The organism is Streptococcus intermedius SK54 = ATCC 27335, assembly GCF_000413475.1.
In the GTDB taxonomy this organism is placed as follows: Bacteria; Bacillota; Bacilli; order Lactobacillales; family Streptococcaceae; genus Streptococcus; species Streptococcus intermedius.
This window is the reverse complement of record NZ_ATFK01000002.1, coordinates 56,527-75,265: the sequence shown is the minus strand read 5'-3', so window position 1 is coordinate 75,265 and position 18,739 is coordinate 56,527. Positions and strand designations below refer to the sequence as shown.

The 18,739-nt window shown below is 38.6% G+C and carries 17 protein-coding genes; 4 read left to right on the top strand and 13 right to left on the bottom strand.

The genetic code is table 11. The features are described 5' to 3' along the window. Positions 1-20: 20 nt before the first annotated feature. From HMPREF1654_RS03050 to HMPREF1654_RS03035, 4 genes are all read right to left on the bottom strand, one after another. Positions 21-500, bottom strand: coding sequence for a V-type ATP synthase subunit K (locus tag HMPREF1654_RS03050; protein WP_003077766.1), 480 nt, complete (start codon positions 498-500; stop codon positions 21-23). Between the two features lie 99 nt (positions 501-599). Continuing rightward, positions 600-2,558, bottom strand: coding sequence for a V-type ATP synthase subunit I (locus tag HMPREF1654_RS03045; RefSeq protein ID WP_003077678.1), 1,959 nt, complete (start codon positions 2,556-2,558; stop codon positions 600-602). Further along, positions 2,548-2,871 (bottom strand): hypothetical protein, encoded by a 324-nt coding sequence (locus tag HMPREF1654_RS03040; protein ID WP_003074917.1) that lies wholly within the window; start codon positions 2,869-2,871, stop codon positions 2,548-2,550. Before HMPREF1654_RS03040 ends, HMPREF1654_RS03045 begins: the two co-directional genes overlap by 11 nt. A gap of 452 nt (positions 2,872-3,323) precedes the next feature. Continuing rightward, positions 3,324-4,148, bottom strand: a complete 825-nt coding sequence (locus HMPREF1654_RS03035) for a MurR/RpiR family transcriptional regulator (RefSeq protein ID WP_003077713.1) — start codon at positions 4,146-4,148, stop codon at positions 3,324-3,326. Positions 4,149-4,266: 118 nt separating this feature from the next. On the opposite strand from HMPREF1654_RS03035, the gene murQ reads away from it, so the two are divergent. The 4 genes from murQ (at position 4,267) to HMPREF1654_RS03015 (ending at position 8,708) form a co-directional block, all read left to right on the top strand. Beyond that, the gene (gene murQ / locus HMPREF1654_RS03030; protein WP_003077785.1) at positions 4,267-5,193 is read left to right on the top strand and encodes an N-acetylmuramic acid 6-phosphate etherase; all 927 of its coding nucleotides are present in this window, start codon (positions 4,267-4,269) and stop codon (positions 5,191-5,193) included. Further along, on the top strand, positions 5,183-6,592 hold the full coding sequence (locus HMPREF1654_RS03025; RefSeq protein ID WP_003077685.1) for a PTS transporter subunit EIIC: 1,410 nt from the start codon (positions 5,183-5,185) through the stop codon (positions 6,590-6,592). Before murQ ends, HMPREF1654_RS03025 begins: the two co-directional genes overlap by 11 nt. Further along, positions 6,576-7,631 (top strand): MupG family TIM beta-alpha barrel fold protein, encoded by a 1,056-nt coding sequence (locus HMPREF1654_RS03020; protein ID WP_003077584.1) that lies wholly within the window; start codon positions 6,576-6,578, stop codon positions 7,629-7,631. The genes HMPREF1654_RS03025 and HMPREF1654_RS03020 overlap by 17 nt, the downstream gene beginning before the upstream one ends. A gap of 231 nt (positions 7,632-7,862) precedes the next feature. Beyond that, entirely contained in the window at positions 7,863-8,708 is an 846-nt protein-coding gene (locus HMPREF1654_RS03015) for a MurR/RpiR family transcriptional regulator (RefSeq protein WP_003074926.1), read from the top strand. 68 nt (positions 8,709-8,776) lie between these two features. Here HMPREF1654_RS03015 and HMPREF1654_RS03010 read toward each other — a convergent pair whose 3' ends face one another. The 9 genes from HMPREF1654_RS03010 to adhE form a co-directional block, all read right to left on the bottom strand. Then, a complete protein-coding gene (locus HMPREF1654_RS03010) occupies positions 8,777-9,661 on the bottom strand; it encodes an ROK family protein (RefSeq protein ID WP_003077592.1) in 885 nt (294 codons plus the stop codon). A 17-nt stretch (positions 9,662-9,678) separates the two neighbouring features. Further along, positions 9,679-10,596, bottom strand: a complete 918-nt coding sequence (locus HMPREF1654_RS03005) for a dihydrodipicolinate synthase family protein (protein ID WP_003077468.1) — start codon at positions 10,594-10,596, stop codon at positions 9,679-9,681. Between the two features lie 25 nt (positions 10,597-10,621). Beyond that, entirely contained in the window at positions 10,622-11,269 is a 648-nt protein-coding gene (locus tag HMPREF1654_RS03000; RefSeq protein WP_003077829.1) for a DUF624 domain-containing protein, read from the bottom strand. Positions 11,270-11,293: 24 nt separating this feature from the next. Then, a complete protein-coding gene (locus HMPREF1654_RS02995; protein WP_003077717.1) occupies positions 11,294-11,749 on the bottom strand; it encodes a YhcH/YjgK/YiaL family protein in 456 nt (151 codons plus the stop codon). 13 nt (positions 11,750-11,762) lie between these two features. Continuing rightward, a complete protein-coding gene (locus HMPREF1654_RS02990) occupies positions 11,763-12,593 on the bottom strand; it encodes a carbohydrate ABC transporter permease (protein ID WP_003074938.1) in 831 nt (276 codons plus the stop codon). Between the two features lie 16 nt (positions 12,594-12,609). Further along, positions 12,610-13,497 (bottom strand): carbohydrate ABC transporter permease, encoded by an 888-nt coding sequence (locus tag HMPREF1654_RS02985; protein WP_003074939.1) that lies wholly within the window; start codon positions 13,495-13,497, stop codon positions 12,610-12,612. A gap of 111 nt (positions 13,498-13,608) precedes the next feature. Next, positions 13,609-14,934 (bottom strand): ABC transporter substrate-binding protein, encoded by a 1,326-nt coding sequence (locus HMPREF1654_RS02980; RefSeq protein WP_003074942.1) that lies wholly within the window; start codon positions 14,932-14,934, stop codon positions 13,609-13,611. 45 nt (positions 14,935-14,979) lie between these two features. Beyond that, the gene (locus HMPREF1654_RS02975) at positions 14,980-15,684 is read right to left on the bottom strand and encodes an N-acetylmannosamine-6-phosphate 2-epimerase (RefSeq protein ID WP_003077708.1); all 705 of its coding nucleotides are present in this window, start codon (positions 15,682-15,684) and stop codon (positions 14,980-14,982) included. Between the two features lie 292 nt (positions 15,685-15,976). Continuing rightward, positions 15,977-18,628: a bifunctional acetaldehyde-CoA/alcohol dehydrogenase gene (gene adhE / locus HMPREF1654_RS02970; RefSeq protein WP_003075021.1), complete on the bottom strand. Its 2,652-nt coding sequence runs from the start codon at positions 18,626-18,628 to the stop codon at positions 15,977-15,979. Between the last annotated feature and the right edge of the window lie 111 nt (positions 18,629-18,739).

Genomic DNA, 18,739 nt, shown 5'->3' with positions numbered 1-18,739 from the left:
CCCTAAAAACTGTCTCATTTTCATTTCACATTCAAAACCATTAAAAGAGACACAACAAAGGCAAGGATAGCATAGGTTTCGACCATGGCAGCAAGGATTACTCCTTTCATTACGTCTTCAGGACGTTTTGCCAAAATCTGCATGCCTGCTGTCGCTACATTTCCTTGATATTTAGCGGAATAATAACCAACAATTCCGATTGGCAGTGCGGCAAAAAAGAGTGCCAAGCCTGTTTGGAGAGCCATTTCGGATTGAACTTTAAAGAAAATTAAAATTCCAATAACAAAACCATACAAACCTTGCGTACCTGGCAACAACTGCAAAATCAAAGCGCTAACAAATTTCTCGGGCTGTTCTTTTAACAATGCTGCCGCAGCCTGACCAGTCGAGCTGACATTCCGCGCAGAACCAATACCACTAAGAAAAATCGCCAGAACCACACCTAGTGCTGCGAAAAAGGCACCACCATAAGTTGAAAAATAAGATGAAAAAGCTTGCATAAATAAACTCCATTTCTAATAGTAAATACTATTTGTTTGATTGTTCTAATTGTCAATGGTATAAAATTCTGTCTGAGCAATTAAAACAATTTCGCTGAACTACTTTTTGTAGCGAACATATTTCCCTGCTGGTTTCAAAGGTTTAAAGGCTTTTCCACCACCATCGTAGAATTTTCCAAAAAATTCAACAAAAATCAAACGTGCTCCGTGTACATAGCCTGATAAAAAGGAGAGGAACATATTGATACTGTGAAGGGCAATAAATAGCACAATACCAATACTGAAGCGAGCAAAAGGAGGAAAGAGACTAACAATTAAGTTAAAGGCTGAACCAATACTCGCACCTGCAAGACCCAAAGCCATAAGTCTCGTGAAACTCACTAAGTCGCCCACATAACCGCTGATATTGTATAAATTAAACAATGCGGGCCCCAATCCTTTCAAACTCTTAGCGCTGATAATAGAAACGAGTACAATACCCACAGCATTTATAATAGCAAGCCATTGTCCGATCAAACCAGCAATAGCAAGCGATGGGAATAATCGGCCCGCTGCTAATAAGACCAGCCCGACGAGAATCAGCATCCAAGCAAAGCCTGAATTATAGGCTTCCGCATAATCTTTCATGCGAATATTCTTTGCGCCACTGAGGTAAAGCCCTGTCATGACTGTAATAAACCCAATCACGACCGACATAATTAGAATGGTGATCACATCCGTACTAGTATCAACAACTGCAAAAGGCAATTTGAAACCAAAGAATGAACCGTAGATGACTCCCCAGAGTGCAACACCGACTCCTAAAATTCTAAAAAAGCGTAAATTCTTAGCCAGATTTGGCTTGATATGTAGGGCCTTCAAAGCCCAACTTGTTCCACCAAAGAGCAACAAACCATAACCAATATCAGCTGCCATCATACCAAAAAAGATAAAATAAAACAGCGACACAACGGGTGTTGGATCTTTGTCTTCGTACTTCGGCAGTGAATACATTTCCGTTACCAACTCAAACGGCTCAATCAGCGCATTGTTTTTGAGTTTTGTCGGCACGCGCTGTCGATCAGCTACCGTCATTTCATGGATTTGAAGCAAGACAGCACCACCAAATTGCTGCGTGAGTCCCATTCTCAAATCTTCTATCTGCTCCTGCTCAATCCAGCCCTCTAAGGCAACCAAATTCTGTGTACTAGCAAGAGCTTCCTTGCTTTCTTGACGAGAAGTTAAATTCAATACATAATCCAACTGATACTTGAGTTGTTTTAATTCTTCATTTGAAGACGCCAGTTGTATTTTTATTGAGGTTATGAGTGCTTCTTGCTCTTTTATCATCGCTTGTAATGCTACCAAACGCTCCTTTGGCAATTCCTCAAAAGCATATTCAAACAGCTTGAAACCAAGTTCTGTCAAAACTGCTTGGGTTTCCTTAGCAATTTCTGCTTTGCATAACACAAGGATTCCTTTTTCTGTACTGCTAGTAAAAACCTCTCGAACTTCCAGATTGGGATAATCCTGCAATCGAATATTGAACTGATTGTTTCCACTAGTTGGAATGGTTCCCACAAACGCACGAAGATGTTTAAATTGCTTAAGTGCTACTGGAGTAACGTCTAAACTTGCCCATTTTTCCAACTCCGCCACTTCCGACTGAGCCGTTTCTTTGGCTTCTTGTGCTCTTGCCAATACTTGAAATTGTTGCTGAATCGCCGCAAGAAACGCTTCTTCGTCACGCGCTTGTCCCACCTGTTCTAAACTGACAAAGCTTGTTTCCAACGGAGCTTCCTTCAATGATTCCAGCATTTTTTTCTTAGGAACAAATGCTTGCAGGTTTTCAATCATACGTGCGAGTTTTTCCTGCCGCCGAGTCAAAGCTTGAAGATGTTCCGAAAAAGATGTATCAGGATTCCACACTAACTCTTTCTCAAAAGCACCTTTCCAGGTCTCTTTTGCTTGTAAATCCTGAATTTCAACCGATTGGAGATTTTGCAGATAGGAAAGGATTTCATCCAACAATTCTCTTGGCAACAGCAGCGACAACTCCTGCATCTGACTAATTGCCATATTTTTCTACCACCCTGTCTACAATCATTTGCAGTAACGCCTCTTTTTTATTTGACAAAGCTGCTTGGACTTTTTCTTCGTTCTCTTGTTTCGTTTTTTCCAAGTCTTGTGTCAAGCTAGCAATCTCTTTTTCAGATTGTTCCTTTAACTCAATAAGCAACTGTTGTTTTTCTTCATCATAGGCTCGCCCTAGTTGCTTCAAATCACTGGCAGCTTGGTTTTGCAACTCCCGAATCTGATGTTGATAACCAGCTAGTACTTCGTCTGCTGCTCGCTCAATTTCTTGCATTTGCTCAAGAGTAGCGTTCGTCATATCTTGCACCTCCTTTGTATCATACAATGGCTGTAACGTTTACTTGTGTAAATTATAACACATTTTCAAACCATTCGTCACAGAGTTTTATTCCTTTTCTTTGCAAACAAGAATTATTTTACACGAAACACTACCATTTGTTAGACCAGCCTTATTTCCTTTTACTTTTCATCTGCTTGTATCATTTCTGAAAGCTTCGTTAATTCTCCATCACAACCACTTACTCAAAATACGGCATCATAGCAAAAAAACAACTTAAAATATTTGACTATCTGAATAGTCAAATATTTTAGCCCTCTTCTCTTACTTATTTTAGTTAAAATAAAGAATCTAAGATTTACCCCTAGATTCTCTAATGTCAAAAACAATTATTCCTTCAGTAATTTTTATATCTTAATGCATCCATCAATAACAATCTTTTACAATGATAGCACAAATAACCTAATTATCGTCTAATATTTCAAAGACTTGGTTAATAATTGTGTATCTTCTAATAACCTTCCTAATTGCTCACTATCCTTTTGAATCATAGCAAGATACAGCAGGTCTGTTAAAAATAAAGTATTGTTTCTAGAGTCAATAGCTCCCACTCTCACCTCTTGTTCATGTTTAGGAACACGAAATACAAGATCCCCTAACTGCGTCAGCGGATTTATCCCAACACCTGTAATGGCAATCGTGAATACTCTTTGTTTTTTTGCAAATTGTAGTGGAGCAACAACCTCCTTTGTCAATCCACTATAGCTTATTCCAATTGCTAAATCTTTACTACTTGCTGAAGCAATACTGGCCATTTGAACATGACTATCCTGGACATACACACAGTTTTTTCCAATCCTATTTAACTTATAATAAAAATCACTACATACTGTTCCAGATGCACCTACCCCAAACAGATAAATTTTACTTGCTTGATTTAGTAAAGTACTCGCTTGTTCCAGCTCTTCGATTTTTAGAAGCTCCACTGTCTGCTTGATTGATTCTGTGTAAGAACTTGCTAATTTTAGCACTAAATCACTCAAACTATCATTGGACAGAATACTACCATTATACAAATTATCATACTTGGTTTTTGATAATTCTAATTTAAACTTAGCAAAATTTGAATAGCCGAATTTTTTCGCCAATCTACTCACTGTAGCAGTTGACACTTCTGCTTGTTCTGCTAAATTCCGAATAGTTAATTCTTCAATGTGCAAGAGGTTCTTTTCTATATAATTTAACAATTTTTGTTCTGCTTTTGTTAAACCGCTTATTTGATTATGTATGATCGCCATATAATTTCACTTCCTTTGTTACTATTTTACATTTTTTTAGATAAATATTGAAATTTTATAACTTTTGTTTTATAATATGATTGAAGTAAGCGTTTACAAAAATGAAAGGAGCTTATAAATGGATATTGACCAGCTCAATACTGAACAAGCAAATCCTGATTCGTTCGAGATTGAAAAAATGACCACCAAACAGATTACATCTTATATCAATCAAGAGGATCAAAAAGTACCTTTAGCAGTAGCACAAGCCCTACCGGCAATTAATAGCTTAATTGATGCTACTATTTCTCAATTGCAGCAAGGAGGTAGAATCATTTATGTAGGAGCTGGGACATCTGGACGTTTAGGAATTTTAGATGCTTCAGAATGTCCGCCTACTTATGGAGTAGAAGCTGACTTAGTCCAAGGGATTATAGCAGGAGGAAACAGAGCTATTCACCTTGCTCAAGAAGGAGCAGAAGATGATAGGCAAGCGGCTAAAATAGACTTAAGTAAGCTCAAATTATCAGATAAAGATATGGTTATCGGATTAACAGCTTCAGGTCGGACACCTTATGTAACAGCAGCACTCAAGTATGCCCATGAGCAAAATGCCCAAACAGGTTCCATCTCCTGTGTAAAAAATGCCGAAATTTCTACTATTTCAGATTATCCCATAGAGGTTTTAGTCGGTCCGGAAGTAATCACTGGATCAAGTAGAATGAAAGCAGGAACTGCACAAAAATTAATTTTAAATATGATTTCTACTACTAGCATGATCCGTCTTGGTAAAATATATAAAGGTTATATGGTCGATGTGAAACCAACAAATGAAAAACTTGTGGAAAGAGCCCAGAGAATTATTCAGAAAACAACCGGTGCCAACTCACAGGAAGCAAGAGATATATTTGAAAAAGCGAAAGGAAACGTAAAACTTGCGATTTTGATGCAATTAGGTCATTTAACTACAGAGCAAGCGGAAAATATGTTACTTGAAAATCACCAAAACATTGCGCTGTCTATTGAGACTTTATTACAAGAAAAGGAGAATACCCATGAATGTTGAACAAGTGGCAACTGAACTTTTAAACAATGTTGGCGGATCCAATAATATAAAAAGTAATGCCAATTGCATGACTCGGTTAAGACTAGGACTTAAAAACCCTGAATTGGCTAACATTGAAAAATTAAAGAAAATTGATGGCGTTTTAGGCGTTGTAGAAGCGGATACTTTGCAGATTATTTTTGGGCCTGGCATTGTTACTAAAGTAGCTCAAGCATTTGCGGAACTCTCTCATCTTCCTCTCGGAAGCATAGACGAAACTATCGATGTTGAAAATCTCACCAAAATCAATAAAAGTGCTAATAAGCAGAAGCATGACAAACCACTACAACGCTTTTTGCAAAAAATAGCCAATATTTTCATCCCTTTATTACCAGGAATCATCGCTGCAGGAATGATTAATGGCATCACCAACATCATCAATGCTTCAACGGGAAATGCCTTTGCCATGGCATGGTGGTATCAATGTATTCGGACAATGAGTTGGGGATTATTTACATTTCTACCAATCTTTGTTGGCATGAATGCTGCAAAAGAATTTAAAGGTAGTCCAATTTTAGGTGCAATTGCTGGCGCTATGTATGTAAGTGTTCCCTCTATGCCATTACTAACAAAAGGGATTTTACTTCCTCTTGTAAACAAAGCTTATTCAACCGGAATCGGTGGTTTATTAGCGGCTTTATTTGGCGGTATTTTATTTGCTTATTTAGAACGCACCATCAGAAAATTTACGCCAGATTTTCTTGATACATTTCTCACACCACTTATGACAGTCATTATTGGTGGGTTTTTAGCTTTGCTGATCATTCAACCACTTGGTGAGGTGATTACGGGAAGTATTTTTACTACTTTAAACTTCTTCTATGAAAAATTAGGTGTCCTTGGAGGTTATCTCTTATCAGCAGGATTTTTACCTCTTGTTTCAGTAGGACTACACCAAGCACTCACCCCTATCCATGTTCTCCTCAACAATCCATCTGGACCAACCTCAGGGATTAACTATCTGCTTCCAATTTTAATGACAGCTGGGGGCGGACAAGTGGGGGCAGGTCTTGCTCTTTATCTGAAAACGAAAAACAAAAAATTAAAACAAATCACGCGCGACTCTTTACCAGTTGGAATACTAGGAATTGGTGAACCGCTAATGTACGCTGTCACTCTACCTCTTGGGAAGCCATTTATCACAGCATGTCTTGGTTCTGGCTTTGGTGGTATCTTAGCTGTATTATTCCACTTAGGTACTGTCACTCAAGGGGTATCAGGCTTATTTGGTTTGTTAATAATGGTGCCTGGCACACAAATCCAATTTGTTATTGCAATGCTTGGTGCCTACTTAGCTGGCTTTGTGATCACCTGGTTCTTTGGTGTGGACGAGGAGCGAATCAATGCAATATACAACTGACCAGACGTTTAACACTCCTTTAGGCTTTTCCCTTTATACATCCAACAATTTAGCAGACAGCAAACAGTGGATAAGAGATTATAAAAAGGCAGGTTTCTCATTTGCTTTCACATCATTAAATCTTCTTGAAGAAACAGACCAATCGAATAAAATACGTCCACTGCTTCAAGAATGTCAGGAACATTCTATTCATACCTTTGTAGACATTAATCGTCAAGTTTTAGATAGCTTCGGAATTGATGGATTAAAGAAACTCGGAATTGTTGCCCTGCGGATTGATGATGGCATTACTGATTCTGAGATCGTAATATTATCAAATCATTTTAAAATTGTTTTGAATGCATCCACTCTTACATCTCAAAAAATCAGTCGTCTAAAAATACAGGGACTAAAAACAAGCCAGTTAATTGCCTGCCATAATTATTACCCCAAACCATATACAGGATTGAGCCTTCACAAAGTGAAACAATTCAATCAGCAATTACACCAGTATAATATCCCTGTTATTGCGTTTATTCCAGGAGAAATAAAAAGATTACCGATTTTTGAAGGTTTGCCAACTATTGAAGAACACCGCCATATAAAACCTCTGCAAGCTGCTCTTGAATGCTTAGTAGCTGCTGAATGCGACTACATTTGTATAGGGGATAATGCCCTCTCTGCCTCCTCACTAAGTAAATTTTCTTTCCTAGCAAAAGAGGTTATTCCATTAGAAGCCGCTGTCCCTTCTCCCTTGTATCATATGATTTTTGAAAATCGACTAGATAGTAGCGATTATGTTATTCGAGCAGCTTATTCGCGACAACAACTAAAGCAATTTAAGCTATCAGGAGCAATTCAGCAACGACATCTCGGCGATATTGTCATTGCCAATGAAAAATTTTTACGCTATAAAAAAGAATTAGAAATTTGTCTTTGCAACCTTCCATTAGACGAACGACAGACTATAATTGGAAAAGTCCGAAATGAAGATTTAGCTTTATTACATTATATTCAATCCCCATTTAAATTTTCTTTTGTGAAATTGAATGTCAAATAGTTTTTTATTAGTCGTTGGAGACAAGATCTATCAACTACTAATTTTTTAAATCAACCTCCTCATTTATACGCTTACATTTATTATATCATTAATTTGGTTTACACATCACTTCGATAAAATCTTTCAATAAATTTACAATTCCAATCCAACCTTATCTTAAAAAAGCATGTTATAATATAACTACATAAGTAACAAATTGTTATATAGTAATGCAATGGAGATAGTGTTTGTATGAAAAATACGCAACGTATCATGGCGAGGATTGAAAGCCATTTTGATAGTATGACCGAGTTAGAAAAGCGGATTGCAAACTACTTTTTAAACCCTTCTAGTATCTACGACGATCTTTCCTCACAAAAAGTTGCGCAAACTCTCTACATCTCCCAAGCAGCATTGACTCGCTTTGCAAAAAAATGCGGATTTAAAGGCTATAGAGAGTTTAATTTTCAATATATTCACCAATTGCAAGGTAGTATTGAGCAAACAGAACATTTACAAAACGACCTATCTCGTAGAGTTCTACGAAATTATACTCAAATTCAGCAACAAACTGAAGAATTGATTGATGAAGACAAACTACTGCGCGTTGCTAATCTCATCGAAGTAGCTGATCGCGTCTATTTCTTTGGAACTGGAAGCTCTGGTCTCGTCGCGCGTGACATGAAATTGCGGTTCATGCGACTTGGTGTTATCTGCGAAGCCTTGACAGATCAAGATGGGTTTGCTTGGACAACGAGTATCTTAGACGAAAATTGCTTGGTTATTGGATTTTCTTTGTCCGGAGGGACACAATCTATCATCAATAGTCTCATTGATGCTCAAACAATGGGGGCCAAAACAGTATTAGTAACAGGTCACTCCAACAAAGTCAAAGAAACCTTTACCGAAATCATCACCGTCGCTACTCAAAACAAGCCAGAATATATTTTACGCATTTCAGCACAATTTCCTATGCTACTGATGATTGACCTCCTTTATGCCTTTTTCTTAGAAATTGACCGAGAAAGAAAAGAAAAAATATTCAACAGCTTTTGGGAAAATCAAAAATTAAATGGCTATTATAGGCGACATAAATAATGCATCAAACAAAAACGAGCAGCTCCTCACTGAAGGATTTGCTCGTTTTCATTATAGGAAGTTTTCCGTTAAGGATGCTTATTTTTAAAGTGATAATAAGCTCCAAACATACCAGCTGCATTTTGATGGTGAGCAAAAGCAAGTTTGGTCTTTTCAGCGATACTTTGTACCAAACAAGATTTCATGGCCGCTTCAATTCGAGGGCGGAGGATCGCCTCTTGACCCATAATACCACCACCCAAAATCACCACTTCTGGATTGACTACATAGCAAATATTCGCAATCCCTTGTCCCAGATAGTTGACCATGCGGTCAATACCTTGGATACAGCGTGCATTTCCTTCTGTTGCTTCCTTGAAAATGCGCCGTCCATTCCACATAGCAGGTTCTTCGTCGTGAAGTTTTGCTACATAATTGACCAAGGCAGTCGTTGAAGCCACATCTTGGAATGCACCATCTGATAGATACACATAACCGACTTCACAAGCTGAATTACTAAAACCATGAAAAACCTGACCATCCACCAGCAAACAACCGCCGATACCCGTCCCAATCGTCAAACAAATCGCAATATTCGTGCCCTTTCCACTCCCGGACATGACTTCCGCTAAGCCAGCACAATTGACATCGTTTTCAATCTCACAAGGAACGGCAAATGTTTCTTCTACCACTTTCTTGAACTGAGTACCAGCATAATTTGGAATCTGAGGGCCAGCATAAAAGATTTCTCCTTTATCTGGATCGACCATTCCGGCTGAGGAGATACAAACCCCAGCAACTGGAATTTGTTCTAAATAACGTGCTACAATTCCCTTTACCTTGTGTAAAATTTCTGGACCGCCCTTATGAGCCTCTGTTGGGATTTCATGCGCTTCCAGCAAGGTGTCAGTATCATCAATCAGACCATATTTGATATTTGTTCCACCAATATCAATGGCAACATATTTCCCCATAATCCACCTCTTTTTTATTACAAGAACGTTTCCTTAGCTACACGAATCAAGCGAGCTGCTTCTTCTACAATCGGACGATCTGTGTCTGTCACTGGTGTTAACGGAGCACGAACAGAACCAATGTTTAGACTTTCATTGATTTTCAAGACTTCCTTGATGACAGAATACATATTTCCATGTGCAGCAGTTAATTTTCCGATAATAGTGTTGATGGTAAATTGTAATTCTTTTGCTCTCTCCAATTCCTTGTCGGCAATCAATTGGTTGAGCTTTAAGAAAAGTTCTGGCATGGCCCCATATGTTCCGCCGATGCCTGCTCTTGCTCCCATCAGGCGACCGCCTAAAAATTGTTCATCTGGCCCATTAAAGACGAGGTGATCTTCCCCACCAAGTGCTGCAAAGATTTGAATGTCTTGGACAGGCATAGAAGAATTCTTCACGCCAATCACACGTTCATTTTTGAGCATTTCTTTATATAAACTTGACGTCAGAGCTACACCTGCCAACTGCGGAATATTGTAGATCACAAAGTCTGTATGTGGGGCAGCCGCGCTAATAGCGTTCCAATATTGAGCAATCGAGTATTCTGGCAAACGAAAATAAATCGGTGGTATAGTTGCAATAGCATCCACTCCCAAGCTTTCTGCATGGCGCGCCAACTCCATACTATCCTTGGTGTTGTTGCAAGCGACGTGAGCAATAATAGTTAATTTCCCTTTTGCCACTGCCATTACTTCTTCCAAAATCAATTTTCTATCAGCAACACTTTGGTAGATACATTCACCAGATGAACCATTGACATACAATCCTTGAACTCCTTTGACGAGAAAATATTCTACCAAAGCTCGCACACGTTGCGGACTAATCTCACCTTGATCATCATAGCAAGCATAGAAGGCCGGAATGACCCCTTCATATTTTTTTAAATCTCTCATATTTTATTCTCCAAGTTAATTGGTTTTATCGTTTATACTTATTAAAAATAGTTTCCATAATAGGCAATTGTAAAAATCCTAGGGCTGCAAACCCGATTAATACAAAAAGAGTAAAGCCCAGCAGCAATACAAATCCTGAACTAGAGAGGAAAAAGACGATTACAGCTAATAAGGCTATCATCAAAAAGAACCACGGGAAATGCAAACTCACCATGATCAGTCCTGTTTGTAAGAGATCTTTTACCGTCATTTCAAACTTAGCTGCCAAAGGATAGATGCATAAAAACAGCAAACTAGTAAAAATAATGACGCCGATACAGGTTACTTTCAGCAGTTGAAATGGCATTGTTTCCTGCCTCCAAAAAAGCACAAGGTCAAATAGACTGATTCCTACAACTAGCAGTTCTAGTAAACCAAGTTTTAAACCGACTTTCCAATTTTTCCGAAAAGCCTGTATATATGCCGCTGTGACTTTTATACGACGTGCACCTTTGATTTCAAACAAGGTCTGATATAGACTAACTTTTGCAATACCAATCGTGACAATCGGCAGACACGTCAAAAGAAAGATGAGATTCACAGTAACCAGATCTAATATTTTCTCACATACTCTCATAAAGAAATTATCTGTATCAAATAGACTTCGTATTAACTGAGAACCTCTCTTTTCCATGGTTCTACCTCCTAATCAATTATTTCAATCGTTGAGCAAAACTTTGACGACACATTTTTTGACCTTCTTACCTTTCCCAGCAAGTCTATTGGGCTGATGAGACTCATTGGGTAAAAATAGAACAAAATTCTGTTTATCCAAATAAAATGGAAGAGATTGCTCACAAGTCACAAAGCCAATGTCCTTCTTTTTATCATACGGTTTTCTCACTTCTTTTACCCTGTTGCCATATCGAATGATTTCATGCCCTGCTAAAAGCAAATGCAAGTCCAGATAATGGTGATGAAATTCAAATTCATCTGTCGTGTCAGAACACAATTCATTTTCCTGTACAAACAGAAATACTTTTTCTCCGTCAATCTCATACCGTCCCGAATCATAATCGTTTACATCGTGAGTTAAGAGATAATCAATAGCACAATCCAAATGCTTATGGATACCTTTGTAATGGGCAAGATTTTCCAATTCATCGAAAATCATTCGTTTTCCCTCCTTATCCTTTCACAGCTCCCATGGTAATACCTTGTGTGAAGGATTTTTGGAATATTAAGAAGACAGCTACAATCGGAACAGCTGCCATCGCAGCACCGGCCATAATTAAACCATAATTCGTTGCCATTTCAGCTTGCATCGTTGCCACTCCAAGTGAAATCGTTAGATTCTGCCGCGATGTCAGCATGACCAATTGCATAAAGTAATCATTCCATGTGTTGATAAAGGTAAAAATGGCAAGGGCAGCAAAACCTGGTTTCACAATCGGAAAAGCAACATTCCAAAATGTCCGAATCTCACCACAGCCATCAATCTTAGCAGATTCTAACAATTCCGTTGGGATATTTTCACTAAATTGCTTCATGAGGAAAACCCCAAAAGGCCAACCGACAAGAGGCAAAATAACCGCAGCTAGTGTATCATGAATTCCCATAAAGTTGACAATACGGACCAAAGGAACCAGTACTACTTGTTTAGGCAGAGCCATGGCAGCGATAAAAGTTGCAAAAAGGATTCGTTGACCATAAAAGCGTTTCTTCGCTAAAACATAACCTGCTAAAGAAGATGTAATGCAGACCAAAAACATGGTCGCTAGCGAGATAAAGACACTATTCCACATCCATTGCAGGGCTGGGTTTTGCACCATCAGCTGTTGGAAATTTTCTAATGTTGGCATCTTAGGCCACCATTGAGGTGGAATGACAATCGTATCTGGTTGAGACTTAAAGGCCCCTGTCAAAATCCAATAGAAAGGGAAAACAAAGAGAACGGTCAACACCAATAGAATAATCGTTGAAATAACCGTAAAGGCACTGATTTTTTTCTGTTTCATCTTGTCTCTCCTTTCTTTAATATTCGACATCATTTCCAAGAATCTTGAATTGGGCAAAGCTAATCAAAGCAATCATGACAGCTAAAAATACTCCCATGGTATTAGCATAACCATATTCAGATAACTTGAAGGCTTTTTCATACAGGTAATACATCAATGTACTGGTTGAATAGTTTGGACCGCCGGACGTCAACAGCTGAATCAAGGCAAAACATTGGAAGGAATTGATTGTTGTAATGATCGCAATATACAGAGTTGTTGGCAAGAGACTTGGCCATTTAATCTTCCAAAAAACTTGCAGCTCTGTCGCTCCGTCAACACGCGCAGCTTCCACCAATGAATTGTCAATGTTTCCCATAGCAGCAATATAGAGAATAATAGGCTGTCCGACAGAAGTTGTCAACAAAATCACAATAATCGCCATCAATGCCCAATGCTTATCTCCTAGCCAAGAAATATTCTGGTTGATAACATGCCCCGACTTCAGTACGAAATTCAAAATCCCTGACAGCGGGTCGTAAATCCATTTCCATACAACCGTTACAGCTACACTGCCTGTTACTACCGGCAGGAAGAAGACGAACCGATAAAATGACCGTGCAATCGCATTCTGACTATAGGTTTGAGAAGCCACAAACAAAGAGAACAGAACAACAATTGGTACTGAACCAATAACAATAATCACCGTATTAATGAGAGATTTAATAAAGACTGGGTCTTTAAACATTCGTGAGTAATTGTCCAATCCAACGAATGAAAAGGAAGTCATAGAATAATTAAAGAAACTCGTTACAAATCCCATCACCATCGGTGCCAATACAAAGACAATAAAGAATAATAGAACTGGTGCCAAAAAAGCATAGGAAATCACCGTTTCTCTCATTCTTATTTTATTCACTTTCACATTCAACACCTCATTTAGCTAGAGGAGATACTGACCTCCTCTTTTTGATAAAAAATTCCCTTTTCCTATTTTATGAAACCAACAACAGAAAAAGGGAAATCGTTACATTATTTATTTTTTACTTTTTTTAATGGTTTTATTTGCTTTTTCTGTAAAGGTCTTCAAAGCAGATTCAACTTTTTCATCGCCATTTGAAACAGATTGCAACATTGGGAACCAGAGTGTTCTCATTTCTGCAAATCCATCAATCGTGTTGTAATATGGTGAATAATATTTTGTCCAAGTGCTGATTTTTTCCATCCGTTTGTCATTATATAATTTTCCAAATGAGGAACGGACTGGGAAGGCACCTGTACGAACAACATTTTTTGGCCCCCACTTTTTATCATCCGCAATAAATTTGACAAACTTTTTAGCAGCTTCTACTTTCTTTTTATCTTTATTGTTAAAGATACCAAAACCATTTACAAGGTATTCCAAAGCTGGTTTTCCGTTATCTGATGGGAATGGCACTTCCACAACTTCGACGCCACTGGCTTTCAAGAGTTTAGCTTGGATGCCTTTTTGCGCAGGTGCCCAAAGAACAGTATAAGAAGTTTGTCCATTTGCAAAGTTTTGAATATCTGCTCCACCATCGAATTGAGAGCCGTTTGTCATCAAACCATCTTTAATCCAACTAACTGCTTTATTTAGCCCTTTGACAAAGTTTGGACTGTCTGTTGTATATTTTGTCACTTTATCATCTGTAACAGAACCACTATACAAATTAGCAATGAAAGCACGTGTTCCTTGGTCACCACCTTGACCATTACTGAAGAGCGAGCCAGGAGTATACCCTTTAGCTTTCAATGCTTTTAATACTTTTTCAAAGTCAGCAGTTGTCCAGCCCTCTTTAACAAGGTCTAACACACCAGCTTCTTTCAGCATTTTCTTGTTCAATGCCATGTAAAATGGTGCAGAGCTAATTGGATACATATAAGCTTTGTCACCAGCTTTGCTAGCCTGAATGATTTGATTGTTATTGACATCTTTGACAAAATCATTTGTAAAGAGATCGTTCAAATCCGCCAATTTTCCATTTTTACCATATTGAATGATCCGTCCAGGTGCATCAAAGAGGACATCTGGTGCTGTTCCTGCTTCAATCGCAGTTGTAATTTTTTCTGGCCCCGATTTAAAGTCAATCGTTTCCAATTTCACCTTAATATCTGGATTAGCTTTTTCAAATGCCTTAATAATCTCTTTTTCATAAGTGCCAACACCATCGCTTGCTTTTGCTTGCGTGAAAACCGGAAATGCCCACCATGTAATCTCCGTTTTACCAGAAGAACTGCCTGAGTCAGCTGACTTCTTTGAACCACCTGAATTTCCACATGCTGCCAAAGATAAAATTGCAGCTCCTGCAACTAACGAACAAAGTATTTTCTTCATCCTCATATTGTTTCTCCTTTTATTGTCATCCTTTTTAGGATAAAATTGTTCCTACTTTTCACTTACTGCTGCAACAAAACGCTCTGTAATTTCTTTTGGACGCGTAATGGCACCACCTACTACAATTCCTCTAACACCTAAGTCATGAATCGTTTTGGCTTCACTTGGATAATGAATTTTTCCTTCCGCGATAACATCCAAACCTGCATCACATAAGTTTTTTATCAAATCAAAATCCGGCCCCTCACATTGCAAACTATAAGAAGTGTAACCCGACAAAGTTGTCCCTACAAAGTCCACACCAGCTTCTACCGCAGCAATTCCCTCTTCAAAGGTACTTACATCTGCCATGAACAATTGATGAGGATATTTCTCCTTCACTTTCTTGATGAAATCCACAATCTTTAAACCATCAAAACGCTCCCGCTTTGTACAATCAAAAGCAATCACTTCAATATCAAGAGCTGCCAGTTCATCAATTTCTCGCATCGTTGCGGTAATAAATGGCTCTTGAGGTGGATAATCTCGCTTGATAATACCAATAATGGGTAGCGAAGTGACCTCTTTAATTTCCTTAATATCCCGAACGCTATTCGCTCGAATACCAACAGCGCCTCCTTGTTCAGCCGCTTTCACTAAAAGAGGAATAACCCCACCTGCATCAGTATAAAGCGGTTCATGTGGCAGAGCTTGACAGGAAACAATGATGCCATCTTTTATTTTGGCAATCAGCTCGTCTTTTGTCATTTTTGCCATAGACAGCCTTCTCCTTTACTATTGTAGATTGATTTTTAAAGCGCTTTCAATCTCACACTGCTATTATAGCTGTTTTTTAAAGTGCTTTCAACGAAATCCGATTTTTAGGTTTTAATTTCTGTAAACGGTTACTTTTTCTTAAATTCTGAAAGTAGTTTCAACAAAAACACCCCAAATGTTAGACATAGAATCTAACCTTTGAGGTACTGTTCTACGATAAGCAGAAGAAATACTCTTCAACAATTGAAAAACCTCCCTACTTTTTTGTAGGGAGGCATGACTGATAAACAACTTATTTCCGACGTCCTGGACGTTCTTTGTATCCATAATATGCATCTTCAATGATTTCTTGCATATGGTCAACCATTGGAAGACGAGGATTCGCTGGTGAACACTGATCTTCATAAGCTAAGAATGCTAACTCACGAGAATGTTCTTTCCATTCTTTCTCATCAATTCCTTGATCACGGAAGTTCATTTTAATTCCTACACGCTCACCAAGTTCGTAAACCGCTTTGGCATATGATTCAACGCCTTCTTCTGGAGTAGAAGCTGGAAGACCGAGCAATTTAGCAATATCTTGGTATTTTTCATCAGCACGGTAGTAGTTGTACTTAGGCCATGTAGCTGCTTTAGCAGGGCGAGTACCATTATAGCGAATAACATACGGCAACAGGATGGCATTTGTCCGACCATGAATTGTATGGAATTGTGCACCAATCTTGTGAGCCATTGAGTGAGAAATTCCAAGGAAAGCATTGGCAAACGCCATACCCGCCATAGTCGAAGCATTGTGCATCTTTTCACGAGAGTGGAAATCAGCATTCTTCACAGAGTTTTCAAGATGTTCAAAAACTAATTTAATCGCTTGCAATGCCAAACCGTCTGTAAAGTCATTTGCCATTTGAGAAACATAGGCTTCTGTCGCATGTGTCAATACGTCCATACCAGTATCAGCTGCGATAAATCCTGGAACAGTCAATACCAGCGCAGGATCAACAATAGCAACTGTCGGCGTCAAGGAATAGTCTGCAATTGGGTATTTACGGTTATTAGCTTTATCAGAGATAACAGCAAATGGAGTAACCTCTGAACCTGTACCTGAAGTTGTCGGAATACCGATAAATTTCGTTTTTCTGCCAAGCTGAGGGAACTTGAAGGCACGTTTACGAATATCCATGAATTTTTGAACAAGGTCATGGAAGTCTACTTCTGGTTGTTCATAGAAAAGCCACATAACTTTTGCCGCATCCATTGGTGAACCACCACCCAAAGCAATAATTGTATCCGGTTTGAAGGTACGCATCAAATCTGTTCCCTTCATTACGGTCGAAATATCTGGATCTGGTTCAACCTCTGCAAAGATTTGATAGGTTACTTTATTGCGACGAAGTTCTAACTGCTCAATAATGCGGTCAAGGAATCCTAATTCAACCATTGAGTGGTCTGTGACAATCATGACACGCTCTACATCACGACATTTTTGTAGATATTGAATTGAATTGCGTTCGAAGTATGTTTTTGAAGGAACTTTAAACCATTGCATATTATTATTACGTCTTCCTACTTTTTTGATATTCAAGAGATTTACAGCACTGACATTATCACCAACAGAGTTGCGTCCATAAGAGCCACATCCTAATGTTAATGAAGGTAAAAATGCATTGTAAACGTCCCCGATACCACCGAAAGTAGAAGGTGAATTGCAAATTACACGAATCGCTTTTACAGCTTTACCAAATTCTTTTGTCAATTCTTCATCTGCTGTATGAATAGCCGCTGAGTGACCAAGTCCATGGAATTCAACCATTTGACGAGCCTTGTTAATGCCGTCTTCACGAGATTCTGATTTCAAAACAGCGATGACTGGTGACAATTTTTCACGTGTCAACGGTTCTTTTTCGCCAACTTCCTTACATTCTGCAGCCAAAATATTTGTATCTTCTGGTACAGAGAAACCTGCTTGCTCCGCAATCCAAACAGCTGATTTACCAACAATATCTGGATTTAATTTAGCACCTGCGCAATTTTTACTGTTGGCTTTCACACCAAAGCAGAAATCTTCCAAAAGAGCTTTTTCTTTCTTATTGACAAAGTAAGTGTGATAAGATTTAAATTCTTCAAGAAACTCATTGTAGACTTCTTTATCAATGATAACAGCTTGCTCAGAAGCACAGACCATTCCGTTATCAAATGATTTAGACATCACAATATCATGAGCTGCTTGGCGGATATTAGCTGATTTTTCGACATAAGCTGGTACATTTCCGGCACCAACTCCAAGAGCCGGTTTCCCACATGAGTAAGCAGCTTTCACCATCGCATTTCCACCAGTTGCAAGGATTGTTGCAATCCCTTCGTGGTTCATCAGTGCTGAAGTAGCTTCCATTGATGGTTGAGTAATCCACTGTACACAATTTTCAGGCGCACCTGCTGCAATCGCTGCATCACGCACGATTTGCGCCGCATGAGCAGATGATTCTTGAGCTGATGGGTGGAAAGCAAAGATAATAGGATTACGCGTTTTCAAAGAAATTAATGATTTGAAAATTGCTGTTGAAGTTGGGTTTGTTGTCGGTGTGATCCCACAGACAACGCCGACCGGTTCTGCAATAAGTGTCAAACCAGTTACGTCATCTTCATCAATGATTCCAACAGTTTTGGTATGGCGCATATTGTTTACCACATGTTCACAAGCAAAGAGATTTTTGGTTGCTTTGTCTTCAAAAACACCACGCCCAGTTTCTTCTAGAGCATGTAAAGCCAGTTGACCATGTGCATCAAGCGCAGCAACAGAAGCTTTCGCAACGATATAATCAACTTGTTCTTGATCTAATTTACGCATTTCCTCAAGCGCAACAAGACCCTTTTGAACAAGTTCATCCACGTGTTTTTGAGCAGCTAAGACTTTGTCTTCTTTTGCTACAGTTTTTTTATCAGCCATATCTTCCTCCAATGGTTCTTAGGATTTTAAAACCCTTGTTAATTTTTTCACAAGATTATTATACCCTATTTTCCTGATATTGTAAACACTTTCACTTAAAATTCACAATCT